This window comes from Xanthomonas sp. NCPPB 1826 (assembly GCF_056725285.1).
Window position 1 is genome coordinate 120,810 of the sequence record NZ_CM161521.1, and the last position, 16,024, is coordinate 136,833.

General features: G+C 68.9%; 11 protein-coding genes. 1 reads left to right on the top strand and 10 read right to left on the bottom strand.

Features of this window, described 5'->3' with window-relative positions:
* Positions 1 to 165: 165 nt before the first annotated feature.
* Positions 166 to 810: a DUF938 domain-containing protein gene (locus AC1PLA_RS00505; protein WP_481105352.1), complete on the top strand. Its 645-nt coding sequence runs from the start codon at positions 166 to 168 to the stop codon at positions 808 to 810.
* 127 nt (positions 811 to 937) lie between these two features.
* Here the strand turns inward: AC1PLA_RS00505 and AC1PLA_RS00510 are convergent, their stop codons facing one another.
* The 10 genes from AC1PLA_RS00510 to AC1PLA_RS00555 all read right to left on the bottom strand — a co-directional run bounded on the left by AC1PLA_RS00510 (position 938) and on the right by AC1PLA_RS00555 (position 16,023).
* Positions 938 to 2,695, bottom strand: a complete 1,758-nt coding sequence (locus AC1PLA_RS00510; RefSeq protein ID WP_481105353.1) for a carboxypeptidase regulatory-like domain-containing protein — start codon at positions 2,693 to 2,695, stop codon at positions 938 to 940.
* Positions 2,696 to 2,810: 115 nt separating this feature from the next.
* On the bottom strand, positions 2,811 to 5,084 hold the full coding sequence (locus AC1PLA_RS00515; protein WP_481105354.1) for a hypothetical protein: 2,274 nt from the start codon (positions 5,082 to 5,084) through the stop codon (positions 2,811 to 2,813).
* Positions 5,081 to 6,268: a BatA domain-containing protein gene (locus AC1PLA_RS00520; protein ID WP_481105355.1), complete on the bottom strand. Its 1,188-nt coding sequence runs from the start codon at positions 6,266 to 6,268 to the stop codon at positions 5,081 to 5,083. The genes AC1PLA_RS00515 and AC1PLA_RS00520 overlap by 4 nt, the downstream gene beginning before the upstream one ends.
* 43 nt (positions 6,269 to 6,311) lie before the next feature.
* Positions 6,312 to 7,208 carry a DUF58 domain-containing protein gene (locus tag AC1PLA_RS00525; protein WP_349779621.1) on the bottom strand — a complete coding sequence of 299 codons (897 nt, stop codon included), beginning with the start codon at positions 7,206 to 7,208 and terminating at the stop codon, positions 6,312 to 6,314.
* Between the two features lie 13 nt (positions 7,209 to 7,221).
* Positions 7,222 to 8,214, bottom strand: coding sequence for an AAA family ATPase (locus tag AC1PLA_RS00530; protein ID WP_024940482.1), 993 nt, complete (start codon positions 8,212 to 8,214; stop codon positions 7,222 to 7,224).
* Between the two features lie 246 nt (positions 8,215 to 8,460).
* Entirely contained in the window at positions 8,461 to 9,279 is an 819-nt protein-coding gene (locus AC1PLA_RS00535) for a DUF4159 domain-containing protein (RefSeq protein WP_102580197.1), read from the bottom strand.
* Entirely contained in the window at positions 9,276 to 10,610 is a 1,335-nt protein-coding gene (locus AC1PLA_RS00540) for a TldD/PmbA family protein (protein ID WP_039517956.1), read from the bottom strand. Before AC1PLA_RS00540 ends, AC1PLA_RS00535 begins: the two co-directional genes overlap by 4 nt.
* Before the next feature lie 14 nt (positions 10,611 to 10,624).
* Complete coding sequence (locus tag AC1PLA_RS00545; protein WP_164739551.1) at positions 10,625 to 12,259, bottom strand: TldD/PmbA family protein; 1,635 nt, start codon at positions 12,257 to 12,259, stop codon at positions 10,625 to 10,627.
* A gap of 785 nt (positions 12,260 to 13,044) precedes the next feature.
* Positions 13,045 to 14,673, bottom strand: coding sequence for a TldD/PmbA family protein (locus tag AC1PLA_RS00550; RefSeq protein ID WP_180970335.1), 1,629 nt, complete (start codon positions 14,671 to 14,673; stop codon positions 13,045 to 13,047).
* 195 nt (positions 14,674 to 14,868) lie between these two features.
* Positions 14,869 to 16,023 carry an epoxide hydrolase family protein gene (locus AC1PLA_RS00555; RefSeq protein ID WP_237348116.1) on the bottom strand — a complete coding sequence of 385 codons (1,155 nt, stop codon included), beginning with the start codon at positions 16,021 to 16,023 and terminating at the stop codon, positions 14,869 to 14,871.
* Position 16,024: the final 1 nt, after the last annotated feature.

Sequence of the window (16,024 nt, forward strand, 5' to 3'; positions counted from 1 at the left end):
ATGTCCCCGCGTCATCATGCACAAACGATAGCGAGGCATTTGGGATGGGTATCGCTAAATCGATGGGCATGCGCCTGTGTGAAAACCACCGATGAGCGCATGAGCTCGCTGGATGTTTTGCATCCATAATGCAGAGATGTCCTGACGTTTCTTTCGATGCTACTTATGATCAAACCGTTCTCACCAGCCTCCGCACGCAACCGCGACCCGATCCTGGAGGTGTTGCAACGGCACTTTGCCGACCGCCGCAATGTGCTGGAAATCGGCGCCGGGACCGGGCAGCACGCGGTGCATTTTGCGGCGGTGATGCCGTGGTTGCGCTGGCAGGCCAGCGATCATGCCGACCATCTGCCGGGCATGACGCAGTGGCTGGACGAGGCGGCATTACCGAATACGCCGCCACCGATTGCATTGCAGGCGGTGCTGACGCCGACACCGGGCCTGGCGCCCACGCCACCATTGCCGCCTGTGCAGGCAGGCGAGCCTGCCGGCTACGACGCGGTCTACAGCGCCAACACCTTGCACATCATGGGCTGGCCGCAGGTGCAGGCGTTGTTTGCGGGGTTGCCTGCGGTGATGGCACCGGATGCGCTGTTGGTGGTGTACGGGCCGTTCAACCGCGATGGCCACTTCACCAGCCAGAGCAATCGCGCGTTCGATGCGATGTTGCGCGAGCGCGATGCCGCATCGGGCATTCGCGATGCCGAAGCGGTGGATGCACTGGCGGCGTCGGTGGGCTTGCAGTTGATCGACGATGTGGCGTTGCCGGCGAACAACTGTTGCCGGGTGTGGTCGCGTCAGTTGCGTTGATGGGTGTCGCCGATGGTCTGCCGATGTTGCAGCACCGCTGTTTACCAACTCAATGCATTTCAAGTGCGACTGTCTGAAAGCAGCACTGCACGCGATCTTGCGCTGATGTGGCGTTGCACTGCGGCAGTCAGCGCCTGCGTCGTTCAAGCCACCACAGTGCTGCGGCCAGCGTGAGCCAGGCCAGCAGCCAGGGCCAGCGCGTGCCGGGTTGTGCTGGTGGCGCGCCGACGCTTGCGGGCGCGTCGATGGCGGCCATCGCAACGGTGGCGTCGCGGGTTTGCTGGGTGTGCAGCGCGGGGGCATCGCCGGGCGCGCGGACATAGAGCCAGCGCTGTTCGTTACCGGTCTGCAGACGATGCCAGCCTGCGGTGGCCGGCCAATAGGCGGCGCAGGCCCGCGTGCCGCTGGCGGGATCGATCAGCAGCGCCTGGGGCGTACCCGTGGGGCCGATGACGGCTGCGTCTGCGGCGACACCGCACAGCGTCATGCGGTGCTGCGACCAGCCTGTCTGTACCGCAGCGGGCGCGCTGCCGCCCGCGCGGGCGACAGCGCTCACCAGCTGCGCCCATAGCGCGGCATGCAGGTCGCCGCGGCCGGCCAGGACCAGGGCGAAGCTGTCTTCGATCAGGCCGATGCCGATGCGGCCGCGGCCTTGTGCCCGCCACCAGCCCAATGCGCTGCCGTCGTCTGCGCGTGCGGCGATCACGGCATCGGCCTGTTGCGGCTGCAGGGTGCGGCGTTGCAGGGGCGGCAGTGGCGCGGCGTCGGCCGGCGTTGCGGCTGGGTCGATGGCGCCGGGCGATGCCACCAGCGAGCGCGGCGCGGGGACCGCTGCGCCGGTGCTGCCGCCTGTCACGGCCAGGCCCAACTCGCCGAGCGCGGCGCGGGCGGCAGCATCCAGGGGGCCGTCGGTGCGCACCAGCACGCCCAGGCCGCGGCCGATCGCGGCGCGCACGCCCTGGCGCTGCGCGTTGCCCAGGGCGACCAGGCGGCGCTGGTCGATGACCAGCAGGTCCAGCGCATCCAGGCTGGCCGCATCCAGCGCAGCGCCGTCGCCCAGTTGCACGCCGGGGCCGACGGCGATCTGGCTGCGCACCTGCATGCCGGCATCGCTGGCCCAGCGGCGCAGATATTTCAGTTCCGGCTGCGGCGCGCCGGCCAGCAACAGCACGCGTGCGGACGGCACTGCGGCGATCAGCACCGGCAGCGGCACGCGGCTGCGTTCGGCGCCTGCGCCATCGCGCAGGCGCAGTGCGAACAGCAGCTGCCCCGGTGCGCGCGCCAGGCCACGCAGCTGCACCTGGCCGGCCGCATCGGCGGTGGCGGTGTCGACCACCTGCCCGGCCGGATCCAGCAACTCCACCCGCGCGCCCGGCAGGCCCTGCACGCGCGCGCTGATGGCGATGCGTTCGCCGGGTGCGACCGGCGGCGGCGTGGAGACGGCGACCAGACCGGTCGGCGCCGGAGCCAGCGCCAGCCGCACAGGGATGCGCAGGCCGTCGCGGTCGCGTGCGGGCAGGCCGCTGCCATGCACGACCAGCGCGGTGGTGCCGGGCGCGCGCCGCAACGCGGTGGCCAGGTCCGGTACGCGTGGCACGCCGGGCAAGGCGGGCGCCTCGGGCAGGGCGACCCACGGCGCAGCAGTCGGGCGAACCTGGTCTGCCGGGGTGCCTGCGGTGGCGACATGCAGTTCGCTCGTACTGCCGGCGCGCGGCGGCGGCAGCAGCACCGGGTAGAGCAGGCCGGCCAGGAGCGCTTGGGCGGCAAGCAACAGCCACAGCCGCGCGCGTGGTTGCCGGGCGTGTGCGCGCAGCAGCCGGAACCAGCTCAGCATCACCAGCAGCAGCAAGGCACTGCCGACCAGCCAGGGCAGCGCGAGCGTCATGCCTGCGGCTCCGTTTGCGTGCATCCAGCCCGCCGTGGCCCCAGGCGCCGGGTTGCCGCGCGCGCATGCAGCAGGCGCAAGCTGCCGCGTGCGGTCAACCGGGGCGGTGGCAGCATCATGGTTGCGGCTCCTGGCGCAGGGCATCCAGATAGCGCTGGCCGCGCGCGTCGGCAGGGGCGCGGCGGTGCAGCGGGGCCGGCGGGGCGACCAGCGTGCGCCAGACCTGGGCGCGCAGCTGGGCGCGGCAGCTGGCGCAAGCGGGTTCGGCGCGCAGGGTTTCCACCGCCGCGGCCAGGCCCAGCGGATCCTGCAGGCGCTCCTGCTGGCTCTGCAGCCGCTGCGCGTAGCGGGCCAGGGTGGCGTCGGGTACCGGGGCCTGCTCGCCGAGCGCGTCCCACAGCTGCAGCGCCGACGGGTCCGGATCCGGGCGGCTGTCCAGGCCGGCGGCACGGTCGCCCAGGCCGGCGCGGTCGCCGCTCAGGCGGCGGCCGGGGTCGATCGGCGGCAACTGCGTGCCGACCCGCGCCAGGTAGATGCGTTCGGCCTGCTGCACCTGCTTGATGAAGCCCAGCGCCTTGTTGGCAAACGGCAACGCACGCTCCGGGTGGCCCTGGCGCAGCTCACCCTCGGACTGCCACATCTGGTCCAGCGCGGCGCGCAGCAGCGCGCGGGTCTGCGGGTCGAGCAGGGTGGCGGCTTCGGCATGGTCGTGGGTGTGCCCGAACTCGGACAGCACGTCCTGCGCCTGGCCGAAGCCGCCGCGCTCCGGCCCGCCGTCGCCATGCGCATGGTCGTGGTCGTGGTCGTCCAGCGCGGCAGCGCCGGCCCCGGCGGCATGGTCGTGCGCATCGTGCCCGTGTTCGTCCCTGGCGGGCGCGGGCGCCGCAGGCGTTGCCGGCGCATCCGCGGTGGGCATGTCGGCGGTGGGCAGATCGTCGGCCGGGGCGTCGCTGGTTGGCGCTTCGTCGGCGGTCGGCGGGCCCTTGGGCGCGCCTTCGCTCTCCTCGCCCAGGAACTGGCCGTAGCGCAGCCGCAGCAGGCGCTGGTCCACGCCGATGGCGTCGGCGCGCTTGAGATAGGTGGCCGGGTCCAGGCGCGGCTTTTCCTTTAGCAGCGCCTCGGCGTCGATGATGATCTGCCGCTGGCTGCGGAAGTAGGCCGGCAAGGTCTGCTTGACGCTGGCCTCCAGGCCGGCGGCCATGGTCTGCTCCGGCGGTGGCCAGCGCAGGATCACGCTGGCGCTGCGGCCTTCCTGCGGGCCGGGCTGGCGGGTGTCGTGCACGATGAGCTGAGCGATCAGGTCGTCGCCGGCGGCCATGCCCAGCGCCTGCGGCGGCAGCGTGGTGGAAAAGCCGCGCAGCCGGGCCGGGCCGCTGCCGCCGAGCGTGCGGCGCTGGGTCTTGAAGGTGATGTTTTCGCCGCTGCCCTGGGCCAGGGTCAGGCGCAGCTCGGCGCTGGCGGCGACCGCGTAGTCGTCGCTGGCTTCGAAGCGCAGCGTCCAGCCTCGATTGCCGGTCTGGGACGGCGTCCACAGCACCAGGCTCTGTTCGGGTGCCAGCACGCGTACCTGCGGCGGGCGGTCGGGCAGCACGTCGAGGCGATGCAGCTGGCGGTCGGCCGGGGCGCCGTCGATGAGGATGCGGTACAGGCTGGCGCGCTCGGCGACCCACTGGCCCTGCCATCGATCGGTGCTGCCTTGCCGGGCCAGCGCGATGCGGCGGCCGTCACTGAGCCGCAGCGCCACGCTGCGCGGGGCCGGGTTGACCTGCAACTGCCAGTGCAGCCGGGTACCGGTGGGCACACGCGCATCCAGGCCGGGCAGGGGCGCGGGCGGCAGACCGGTGTAGGCGGGCGGGGTGCTGTGCAGCCGCGCCTGACCCAGGGTGGGGGCGCCGGTGCCGGCGCGGGCAGCGGCGATCCGGTCGTTGCCTGCGGTGGGCCGGTGAGCGGGGTGCGGCCACAGCAGCACCGCGGCGCAGGCGAGCAGGCCGGGCAGGCCCCATGCCCAGGCGCGCCGCCAGGGCCAGGCCGGGCGCAGATCACGCGGGGTGCTGCGCAGGCGTTGTTCCAGGCGCTGGCGCTGCAGGGCCTGCAACGGGCCGAGCTGCCCGGCCGGGGCGAACAGCAGGTCGCTGCTGTCTTCCAGATCGGCGTCGCGATCCAGCCGGCGGATCAGCCAGGTCTGGTCGAGCCGGCGTGCCGCCAGCAGCGCCACGCCGATCAGCACCAGCAGGCCCAGGAGCAGCAACGGCAGGATCGCCGGCTGCGTACCGGTGCGCCACGCCAGCAGCGCCGGCAGCACAGCCAGCGGCAGCCCGCACAGCAGCACGCCTGCGGCCTGCCGTCGCCGCGCGGCCTGCCAGGCGTGGTGCAGGGCCGGCGTGCTCATGCCGCGTTGCTCCGGCGGGGCGCGGTGGCCAGCCAGCGTTCGATCGCAAACAGCAGCAACACCAGGCCGATCAGCCATGGCGCCAGCGGCCAGGGGGCGCTGGCCAGGCGGATGGCGGGGCCGCGCTGCGGCTGCTGGGTCTGCGCCAGCGCGCGCTGTGGTGCGGGTGTCGACTGCAGGGCGTCGTGCAGGCGGGTGGGGAAGTCGGCATCCAGCAGCGCCGGCAGCCGCTGCGGCTGCAATGGCGCGGCCCAGCGCAGCAGGCGGCCGCGGCCAACCGGTGCGGCATCGATCAGCGCGGCGCCGTGTGCGTCCTGCAGCAGCGCTTGCCGCGGGCCCGCCAGTGCGGGCGGGGCCGGCGTCTGCGCATCGAGCAGCAGCTGCCCGCCGGCCGCGACCCAGGCGATGACCGGCGCCGGCGGCGGGCGCTGCGACAGCCAGGCCACCACCGTGCCGGCTGGCCAGCGCGCCGGCTCGGCCGCGCTGGGGGCGCTCACCGGCAATGCGCCGGGCAGTGCCCAGGCGGCATGCACGGCGCGCAGATAGCGCAGGGCCGGCTCGGTGGGGGTGTCGGTAATTGCCTGCAGCCGCAACGGTGGGACGGGCGCCACGGCGGCCGCCGGCGACTGGCCGGGCAGCACCTGCCAGCGCACCTCGCGCGACAGCTGCAGGCGTTGCGCATCCAGCGGCCCCCACTGGCTGGGCACGATCACGCGCAGCGCGGTCTCCGGCGGCAGGCTGGCATCGAGTTCGCGCAGCAGGCTGCCGACCGGCGGCGCGGTGCCGGCGGGCGTGGCGGGTGGGTGTGTCGCATCGGCAGCGATCGGCGGGAAGCCCGGGGCCAGCCACTCCCACTGCGCGTTGGCCGCGTGGCCGAGCGCCCGGGCCGCGGCCAGATCCACGCCGGGGCTGACCACGACGCGCGGGCGCGCCTGCTGGGGGTCGCGCAAGGCCGGCTCGGCCAGTAGCAGCGCCACTGCGGCCAGCAGCAGCAGGCGCACCAGCAGCAGCGGCCATTCGTCGAAACGCAGCCGATGCCGGGGCCGCGGCTGCGCGCGCAGCCAGCGCAATGCGGCAAAGTCGGTGGGCCGGTGTTCGCTGCGTCGGGCCAGATGGATCAGCAACGGCAGCAGCAGTGCGGCCAACGCGGCCAGGCCAGAGGGGAACAGCAGGAGCAGGTTCACTGCTGCGCTCCCTCAGCTGCGGCGCTGGCGCCGGCGCGCTGGCTCATCGCCGCGCACCGTGTGCAAATAGCTCGCGCAATGCCGCATCCGGTGGCGCATCCAGATAGTGCACCGCGTGCGCAATGCCGGCCGCCTGCCAGCGTGCCTGCAGCGCGCGCTGGGCAGCGCCGAAGCGTTGCAGATACGCAGCGCACATCGCTGCGCCGTCGCCGAGCAGTTCTTCGCCGGTTTCCGGGTCGCGGAAGCGGTGCCCGCCGCTGAAGGGAAAATCGCGTTCGTCGCAGGTCAGCACCTGCAGCTGCATCACCTCGCGGCGTGCGGCGGCGAGTTTTTCCAGCGCGCCGAGCAGGTCCTGGTCGAAGCCGTCGCCGATCGACAGCACCAGCGCATGGGCGGCGATGCGTTCCCACAGCGGACGCAGCGCGTCCATGCCCGGCCAGCGGCCACCTGCGCGCAGCCCGTGCAGGGCCAGCCAGAGCCGGTCGCGCTGGCGCGGCCCGCCACCGGCCGGCACGGCCACCAGGCCATCGCCATGCACCGCGAACAGGCCGACCTGGTCGCCTTGCCGCAGCGCGACCTCGGTAGCGCACGCGGCCAGGGTCGCCATCGCCTGCAGGCGGGTGACCTGCGGGCGCGCCTGGTCGGCCTGGCCGGCGGAGGCGGTGGCGTCCAGCAACACCCACAGCGTCAGCGGGCTTTCGCGCTCGGCCTCGCGCACGAAGAACCGGTCTGAACGGGCGTAGAGCTTCCAGTCGATCTGGCGCAAGGCATCGCCGGGTTCGTAGGCGCGGTATTGCGAGAATTCCAGCCCGGCGCCGCGGCTGCGGCTGGCGTGCTGGCCGATCCCTTGCGCGCCCTGCGCCTGCCGCGCACGCAACTGCAGGCCGCGCAGGCGGCTGCGCAGCTCGGCAGGCATCAGTGCCGGCACATCCATGCTCACGCCGCGACCCGCCTCACGCCGGGAACGGCACGGCGCGTAGCAGCGCGGCGACCACATCGTCGGCGCTGCGTTGTTCGGCCTCGGCGGCGAACGACAGCAACAGGCGATGGCGCATCACCGGCGCGGCCAGCGCGACGACATCCTCGCGGGTGGCGGCAAGGCGGCCATGCAACAGCGCACGCGCCTTGGCCGCCAGCACCAGCGATTGCCCGGCGCGTGGGCCGGCGCCCCATTTGATCCACTGGCGCACGTCCTCGCTGGCCTGCGGGCCGGGGCGGCTGGCCCGCACCAGGCGATTGATCCAGGTCAGCAGATCTGCGCCCACGTGCACGTGCCGCACCTGTTGCTGCAGCGCCAGCACGCTGTCGGCATCCATCACCCTGGGCACCTGCGCGCTGCTGGTGCCGGTGGTCTGGCTGAGGATGTCGCGCTCTTCCTGCTCGCTGGGATAGTCCACCCGCACATGCAGCAGGAAGCGGTCCAGCTGCGCTTCCGGCAACGGATAGGTGCCGGCCTGTTCGATCGGGTTCTGCGTGGCCAGCACGAAGAACGGCGCCGGCAACGCATAGGTGGTGCCGGCGTAACTCACCGTGCGCTCGCTCATCGCCTCCAGCAGCGCGGCCTGGGTCTTGGGCGGGGTGCGATTGAGCTCGTCGGCCAGCAGCAGGTTGGTGAAGATCGGCCCCTGCTGGAACCGGAACTGGCGATGTCCGGTGCCGTGATCCTCTTCCAGCAGCTCGGTGCCGAGAATGTCGCTGGGCATCAGGTCCGGGGTGAACTGCACGCGGCGGAACTGCAGCTCCAGCGCCTGCCCCAGCGAGCGCACCAGCAGCGTCTTGCCCAGGCCGGGCGCGCCTTCCAGCAGGCAGTGGCCGCCGGCGAGCAGGCCGATCAGCAGTTGCTCCACCACCGCGTCCTGGCCCACCACCGCCTGCGCCAGGGCGGCACGCAACGCGCCAAGTTGGGAGAGCTGCCGGGTGAGGGTGTCGTCGTTGGGGGAAGTCATGGGAAACGTCTCGTTGTGGGGCTGCTGGCGTAGGAGCGCGCGCTGCGGGGTTAGCGATAAGGCATCGCGCGCAGGCGCGCTCCTACAAAGGCGTGCGGGGCTCGCGGGTGCGACGGCGGTGGTTGGCGGTGGATGCCGTGCCCGTGCCTGTGAAACATCTCACGCGATCTGTGCAGGAGCGCGCTGGCGCGCGAGGCGGCGTTGCCGGGAAGGCATCGTGCGCAAGCGCGCTCCTACAGGGTGGTTTCAGTTGGTCAATGCATACATCACGATGTTCACTGCGAACTTGGTGTTGTCTTCGGCCAGGAAGCGTTTGTTGCGCCAGTCGTAATCCCATTCGCAGCCGTAATCCTTGTTGCTGTACAACACGCCGAGCCGGCCGTCGATGCTGATGCCCCTGAGATAATCGTGCACCAGGTCGTCGCCCCAGCCATTGAGTTCGAAACTGGTGGCCGGCGGGCCGTCGGGGAATTTGAAGAATGCGCTGTAGAGACGGTGGTTTTTGGGCAATTTCTGCAGCGCGGTCTTGCCGAAGATGGAGGTCATCTGCGCTTCGAACGAGGTGGCGAACAGCCCGTCGATATCGTGGTTGCAATCGTCCACGAACACGAAGCCGCCATTGCGCACATAGCGCTCGAAGTTGCGCCGCTCGGCGGGATTGAACTCCACCAGCTTGTGACCGGACAGATAGCAGAACGGCGCCTGCAGCATGCGCGGATCGGCCAGGTCCAGCACATGCTCCTGCGGGTCCACGCGCAGCTGGGTGTAGTCGATCAACGAGGTGATCAGGTTGGACGGCATGCGCGCATCCACATCCCAATCGCCCGAGTCGTAGCGCAGCCGGGTAAACCAGAAATCGTAATTGCCCGCCGCCCGCGCGCGCTGCGGCAACGCCAACGCAGCGACGCTACCGAGCAGCAATCCAAGGAAATGACGACGCGTCGCGGGCGCCGCCAGGGCGTGTAGACCGGGAACGGGATGTGCAGGAAAACCATCGGGCCGCGAAGAGCTTGCTCCGCTCTCCCATTCCCGATTCCCCACTCCCGATTCCCGGCTCTCAGTCACACCGCATCCGACAACGAGGTAAACGTAAAGTCGCGCAGCCGCATCGGCGGAATCATCATCACGTAGCTGGATTCATCGCCGGCCACGCGTACCGGCCTGCCCAGCTCGTCGATATTGTTGAGCATGATGATCGGCGATTCGTTGAAACGGAAATTCTTCACCGGGTACTTGATCTGCCCGTTCTCGATGTAGAAGGTGCCGTCGCGGGTCAGCCCGGTCAGCAGCACGGTCTGCGGGTCCACCATGCGGATGTACCAGGTGCGCGTGACCAGGATGCCCTTCTCGGTGCCGCGCACCAGCTCGGCGATGTTCTTGTCGCCACCGGCCATCAGCAGGTTGCCCGGCTCGCCGACCGCGCGCTTGCCGTTCTTCTGCGCCCAGAACCGCGAATACTGCAGGTTGGCGATCTTGCCATTCTCCACGATCGGCATCTTCTCGCGCGGCAGGCCTTCCTCGTCCCACGGCAGCACGGCGGCCCGCGCATCCCACGGGTCGGCGGTGATGTTCACGCGCGGGTCGTAGACCTGCTCACCCAGCTTGTTGCCGCCGCCCTTCTTGGACAGGAAGCTGCGGCCCTCGTCCGCCATGCGCGCATCGAAGTAGCGCATCATGAAAGAAATCAGGCCTGCCGCCGCTGCCGGCTCCAGGATCACCGTGTACTTGCCCGGTTCCAGCGCCTTGGCTTCGGACGAGTCGCTGGCCTTGCGCATGGCGATGCGGATGTCCTGCTCGGCCTTGAAATCGGCGGCATCCTTGAGGTTGCGGCCCACCCAGCCCGAGCCGCGACCGTCTTCGGTACGCACGGTGCAGGTGTAGTCGAAACGCGCGCCACGCTGGTAGCCGAAGTTGCCCTTGCTGTTGGCGAACGCGGTAAAGCTCTGGCCATCTTCCAGGAAGCCGGCCGCGATCAATCCCTTGCCCTTGCACGGAGCGATCGAATCGGCGGCCACCTGCGCGCGGAACGCCGGGTCGATGGCGGCGGTGGATTCGCTGAAGGTGGGGCTGGGTTTATAGGTCTGCTTGTCCACCGCCGGCATGAATTCCGGGTTTTCCGGCGCCAACCGCGCCAGGTCTTCGGCACGCCGCACCACGCGCTCCAGCGCGGCGTCGTCGAACTCGTTGATGGTGGCGATACCCACCCGCTTGCCGAACGCCACCTGCACCTGCAGGTCGGTGTTGTCGACGATGCCGCTGGTGGACACGTTGTTGAGTGCGAAACGGATATTGCCGTCGATCGAGCCGCTGAGCGTGGCGGTGCACTCGTCGGCCTTGGACAGCTTGATGACCTTGTCCAGGATGGCCTTGGCCTGCGCTTCGGTAAGGATGCTCATGTGGGTTTCTCCTGTCAGCCGAGCGAGCGGGCGGTGTTGATGACGTTGATGCCGTCGAAACGGGCGGTGGACGAGCCATGCGAGACCGCCGAGGACTGGCTCGGCTGGCCCTTGCCGTCGAAGAACGAGCCGCCCAGGCGGTAGTCGCGTTGATCGGCCACCGCACTGCAGGCGTTCCAGAATTCCGGCGTGCGGATCTGGTAGGCCACGTCCTCGAGCATGCGGGTGATCGCGCCGTTCTTGATCTCGTAGAACAGCTGGCCGCCGAACTGCGCGTTGTAACGCTGCTGGTCGATGGAGAACGAGCCGTCGCCGATGATGTAGATGCCGTTTTCCACGTTCTTGATCAGATCGCTCACGCTCAACGGTGTCTTGCCGGCGGCCAGCGACACATTGGCCATGCGCTGGAACTGCACGCTCGACCACGAATCGGCGTAGCAGCACCCGTCGGAGGCGGTCTTGCCGAGGATATGCGCCTGGTCGCGGATGGCCTGGTAGTCCACCAGCTTGCCGTCGCGGATCAGGTCCCACTGCTTGGTCTTGACGCCTTCGTCGTCGTAGCCCACCGCGCCCAGGCTGCCGGGCTGGATCTTGTCGGCCAGGATATGCACCTTGTCGCTGCCGTACTGGAAACCGGCCTTGAGCTTGTCCAGCGTGGCGAAACTGGTGCCGGCGAAATTGGCCTCGTAGCCGAGCACGCGATCCAGCTCCAGCGGGTGGCCGACCGACTCGTGGATGGTGAGCCAGGTGTGCGAGGGGTCCAGCACCAGATCGTACTTGCCCGGCTTCACCGACGGCGCCTTGAGCTTTTCCTGCGCCTGCTTGGCCGCGGCGATTGCGTCTTCCTTCATGTCGTAGGACAGGCCGTAATTCACCACGCCATTGGGCGAGACGAACTTGCCCGAGGCGGCGCCATCCAGATACTCGTAGCCCAGGCCCATCGGCGCGGACAAGCCGTCGCGGGTGCGGAACTTGCCGCTGGCCTTGTCGATGGCGGTCACGCTCAGCGGTGCCCAGATGCGGTGTACGTCCTGGTCGATATACGAGCCGTCGGTGCTGGCAAAGTACTTCTGCTCGTTGACCACGAACAGCATCGAATTGACGAAGTTGGCGCCGGCAGCGGTGGCGGCAGCGTTGACGCCCAGCAGCAGGTCCACCTTGTCCTTGATCGGTACTTCCATCGCGTTCTTCTTGATCGGCGTCTTCCAGCTGACCTCGCCCACGCCCGGCGTGGGCGCCAGCTGCACCGGCGTGCCCTGCACCTTGGCATTGGCCTTGGCGATCGCGGCGGCCTGCGAGGCGGCCTTGGCCACGCCCTGTTCGGTGAGCTCGTTGGTGGCGGCAAATCCCCAGGCGCCCGCCACCAGGACGCGCACGCCCGCACCGATGGATTCGGTGTTGACCACGTTCTGCACCTTGTCCTCGCGGGTGATGACGAACTGGCGCAGATAACGGCCGATGCGCACATCGCAATAGCTCGCACCGGCCTGGCGCGCGGCGTTGAGGCCGGCATCGGCCAGGCGCTTCTTGCGGCCCACATCCAGCTGCGTCACCAACTGCTCGGCGGCGATCGCCTTGCCGAAGTAGGCGGGCACGATCAGCCCGCCCATGGTCAGCCCGGTCAGGGCCAGGAAATCACGTCGCTGCACGGCAACTCCCCAATGATCCCGCGCGGCGCGCAGGTAGTGTGGTGACGCACAGATCGCTATCTGCGCGGTATCGCCGATTCTTGCCGGGCGATGAACGCTGCGTCAAATGACTTTCGGCAGGGGTCGTTGCGCAAACGCTATACCTGCATGAAGCGAGTGGCACGCCAAGCCTGCGCGTGTGGCGAGCGCTGCTGACCGGCTGCGATGGATGTGGCTACGCGTCGAGAGCTCTGGATGTCACGCATGCGTGGTTTGTCTGCGATCGTGCATGTGCGATCCGCAGGTCATCGGGTGCGGTGTTGCTTCATGGGGGTCTGGCTGAAAGCGTTTGGTCTGCGGCTTGGTTGCAGAGCCCTTGCCCGCCCACCCTCGCAGGACACGCCGCAAGTACGTCCGTGTAGGCGCTTACGCGGCATCCATGCCGCGTAAGGTCCCGCGACGGTAGGCGGACAAGGACCTGTCGAGATGGTCGGCGCGCATGATTTTCGATAAGGCAACCGACGGACTTTCTGGTGCGGTGTCCTCGCCGCGTTCTCGACGCTGTCGGTTTGTTGCATGGCCCTTGCCCGCCCACCATCACGGGACACGCCGCAAGTACGTCCGTGTAGGCTCTTACGCGGCATCCATGCCGCGTAAGGTCCCGCGACGGTGGGCGGGCAAGGACCTGTCGGGATGATCGGTGTGCACAGTGAAGAGCGGTAAGAGCAGTGCGTGATGCGCGCTGTTCGATGCTGGTGCGCAAGCTCAATCTCTGGGGCACCGCGCCCGCGACCGACCAGGTTCTCTCAACCCAAGGCGCGCGCGGTGTTGATCACGTTGATGCCATCGAAGCGCGCCGTGGACGACCCGTGCGAGACCGCTGATACCTGGCTGGGTTGGCCCTTGCCGTCGAAGAACGAGCCGCCCAGGCGGAAATCGCGTTGATCGCAGACCGCGCTGCAGGCATTCCAGAATTCCGGCGTGCGGATCTGGTAGGCGCCGTCTTCCACCAGGCGGGTGACCTGGCCGTTCTCGATTTCGTAGAACAACTGCCCACCGAACTGCGCGTTGTAGCGCTGCTGATCGATCGAATACGAGCCGCGCCCGTGGATGTACAAGCCGCGCTCGACGTTCTTGATCATGTCGGCAACAGCCAGCGGCGTCTTGCCCGCGGCCAGCGAGACATTGGGCATGCGCTGGAACTGCACGCTGGACCACGAGTCGGCATAGCTGCAGCCATCGGATGCGGTCTTGCCGAGCAGATGCGCCTGATCGCGCGTGCATTGGTAATCGACCAGGATGCCGTCCTTCACCAGCTCCCACTGCTTGCTCTTGACGCCTTCATCGTCGTACCCCACTGCGCCCAGGCTGCCGGGCTGGGTGCGGTCGGCGACGAAGGTCACCGCATCGCTGCCCCAGCGGAAACCGGCATCGCGCTTGTCGAGCGTGGCAAAACTGGTGCCGGCGTAATTGGCCTCGTAGCCGAGCACGCGATCGAGCTCGAGCGGGTGGCCCACCGACTCGTGGATGGTGAGGAACAGGTTGCTCGGGTCGATCACCAGATCGTACTTGCCCGCCTTCACCGACGGCGCGGTGAGTTTGGCGCGTGCCTGTTTGGCGGCGGCGATCGCATCTTCGCGCGCGTCGTAACTGTGGCCGTAGCCGATGAGTTCGCCAGGCAACCGGTGCTTCTGGCTGGCATCGCCATCCAGGTATTCGTAGCCCATGCCCATCGGCGAGGACAGCCCGTCGCGGGTGCGGAACTTGCCGCTGGCCTTGTCCACCGCGGTGACGGTGAACGGCAGCCACAACCGGTGCACGTCCTGATCGATATAGGAGCCATCGCTGCTGGCGAAGTACTTCTGCTCGTTGATCGCAAACAGGCGCGAAGCCACGAATGTGGCGCCGGCATTGAGCGCGGCCGCGTTGACGTCCATCAGCAGCGCCACCTTGTCCTGCAGCGGCACCTCCATTGCGTTCTTCCTGATCGGCGTCTTCCAGCTGACCTGTCCGGCCGGCGTCACCGGCGCCAGCTGCACCGGCGAGCCGCCCAGCCGCGCGTTGGCCTTGGCGATCGCCACCGCCTGGCGCGTGGCGGTGGCCACGCCATCGCTGGTGAGCGTGTTGGTGGCCGCAAACCCCCACGCGCCATCGGCCAGCACGCGCACGCCCACACCGCTGGATTCGGCGTTGACCACGTTCTCCACCTGCGCCTCGCGGGTGATCACGAACTGGCGCAGATAACGGCCCACCCGCACATCGCAATAACTGGCACCTGCCGCCTTGGCGGTGCTGAGCGCGGTATCGGACAAGCGACGGCTGCGCGCGGCATCGTTGGGTGTGAGCAATTGCTCGGCCGCGATCAGGCGCGTGTTCGGCAGCAGCAGCCCGGCAGCACCGATGCCGGACAGGGTGAGGAAGGTACGACGGTCCACGGCGGTTCTCCGTTGAAGGCCAGCGGCACGACTCCCCGCCGCGCCAGCCCCCGAGACTGGCCCGTGCAGGCGACGGCGGTCAAGGGGGCAGTGCCGGCATGGCGTCAGGCAGCGCCAACTACAAAGCGGAGACGCCGGCGCCGTCGGCAGGGCCGTGACGCGAAGGCAGTGCGGGCATGCCAGGCGCGGCCGCCGTCACCGCAGCGACCGGAAGGTCGTTCGCAGATGATCGACAAACACCGGCGGATTCTCCATTGCCGCAAAATGTCCGCCCCGCTCCGCTTCGCCGAAAAAGCGGAGATCCGCAAAGCGTCGCTCTGCCCAGCGCCGGGAAATGCGCACCTGCTCCCCGGGAAACATGCTGATGCCGGTTGGCGTGGGCATTGGATGCGAAGGCATCTCCGCCATCGCCTCATGCGCGGCTTCCCAGTACAGGCGTGCAGAGCTGGGCCCTGCGTTCGGGAGCCAGTACAGCATGATGTCATCGATGAGGTGGTCCAAGGCGAACACGTTCTCCGGCTCGCCGTCGCTTTGTGAGACGTCCTGAAAGAGTGCATAGATCCATGCAGCCAGGCCCACCGGGGAGTCAGCCAAACTGAAACCCACCGACTGCGGCCGTGTGCTTTGCAGCTTCATGTAGCCGGAAAATTCCGCGTAGTAGCGCTGGGCGTCTTCCAGCATCTTCTGCTCGGCCGGTGTGGCCTCGGCGATGTCCTGCGTGCTGGGTTCGAACATCACCATGTTCAGATGGAGACCCCGTAAGCCGGGTGGCTGCATGAATCCAAGCGCGGTGGTGATCGCACTGCCCCAATCGCCGCCCTGTGCGGCCCAACGCTCGCCATAACCCAGACGGCGCATCAGTTCGACCCATGCGGCAGCCGTGCGCCCGACGCCCCAGCCACGGGCGGTCGGCTTTGCAGAGAAACCAAAGCCAGGCAAGGATGGGATGATGAGATGGAAGGCGTCCGACGCCTGCCCGCCATGGGCCACCGGGTCGCTCAAGGGGCCAATCACCTCGCGGAATTCGAGCACCGATCCGGGCCACCCATGCGTCAGCAGCAACGGAAGCGCGTCTGGCTCCGGCGAGCGTACATGCAGGAACTGGATCTCCAGTCCATCGATCGTGGTGCGACTGCTGTTCCAGCCGTTCAATAACCGCTCGGTCGCACGCCAGTCGTAGCCAGACTGCCAGCGGTCCACCAGGCGCCGGATGCGCTCGCTCTGTGGGCCCTGGCTGTGGTCCTCCACGGTTTCCTTGCTCGGCCACCGCGTCTGCCTAATCCGGTGTGCGAGGTCATCCAGCTCCGCCTGTGCAACCTGGATATGGAACGCTGCAATGCCATCGCGCATC

Excerpts from the sequence above, each read along its gene's own strand:
- AC1PLA_RS00505 (WP_481105352.1), top strand. The coding sequence starts at position 166 with ATGATCAAACCGTTCTCACCAGCCTCCGCACGCAACCGCGACCCGATC.
- AC1PLA_RS00555 (WP_237348116.1), bottom strand. The coding sequence starts at position 16,023 with ATGCGCGATGGCATTGCAGCGTTCCATATCCAGGTTGCACAGGCGGAG.
- AC1PLA_RS00540 (WP_039517956.1), bottom strand. The coding sequence starts at position 10,610 with ATGAGCATCCTTACCGAAGCGCAGGCCAAGGCCATCCTGGACAAGGTC.
- AC1PLA_RS00530 (WP_024940482.1), bottom strand. The coding sequence starts at position 8,214 with ATGACTTCCCCCAACGACGACACCCTCACCCGGCAGCTCTCCCAACTT.
- AC1PLA_RS00510 (WP_481105353.1), bottom strand. The coding sequence starts at position 2,695 with ATGACGCTCGCGCTGCCCTGGCTGGTCGGCAGTGCCTTGCTGCTGCTG.
- AC1PLA_RS00515 (WP_481105354.1), bottom strand. The coding sequence starts at position 5,084 with ATGAGCACGCCGGCCCTGCACCACGCCTGGCAGGCCGCGCGGCGACGG.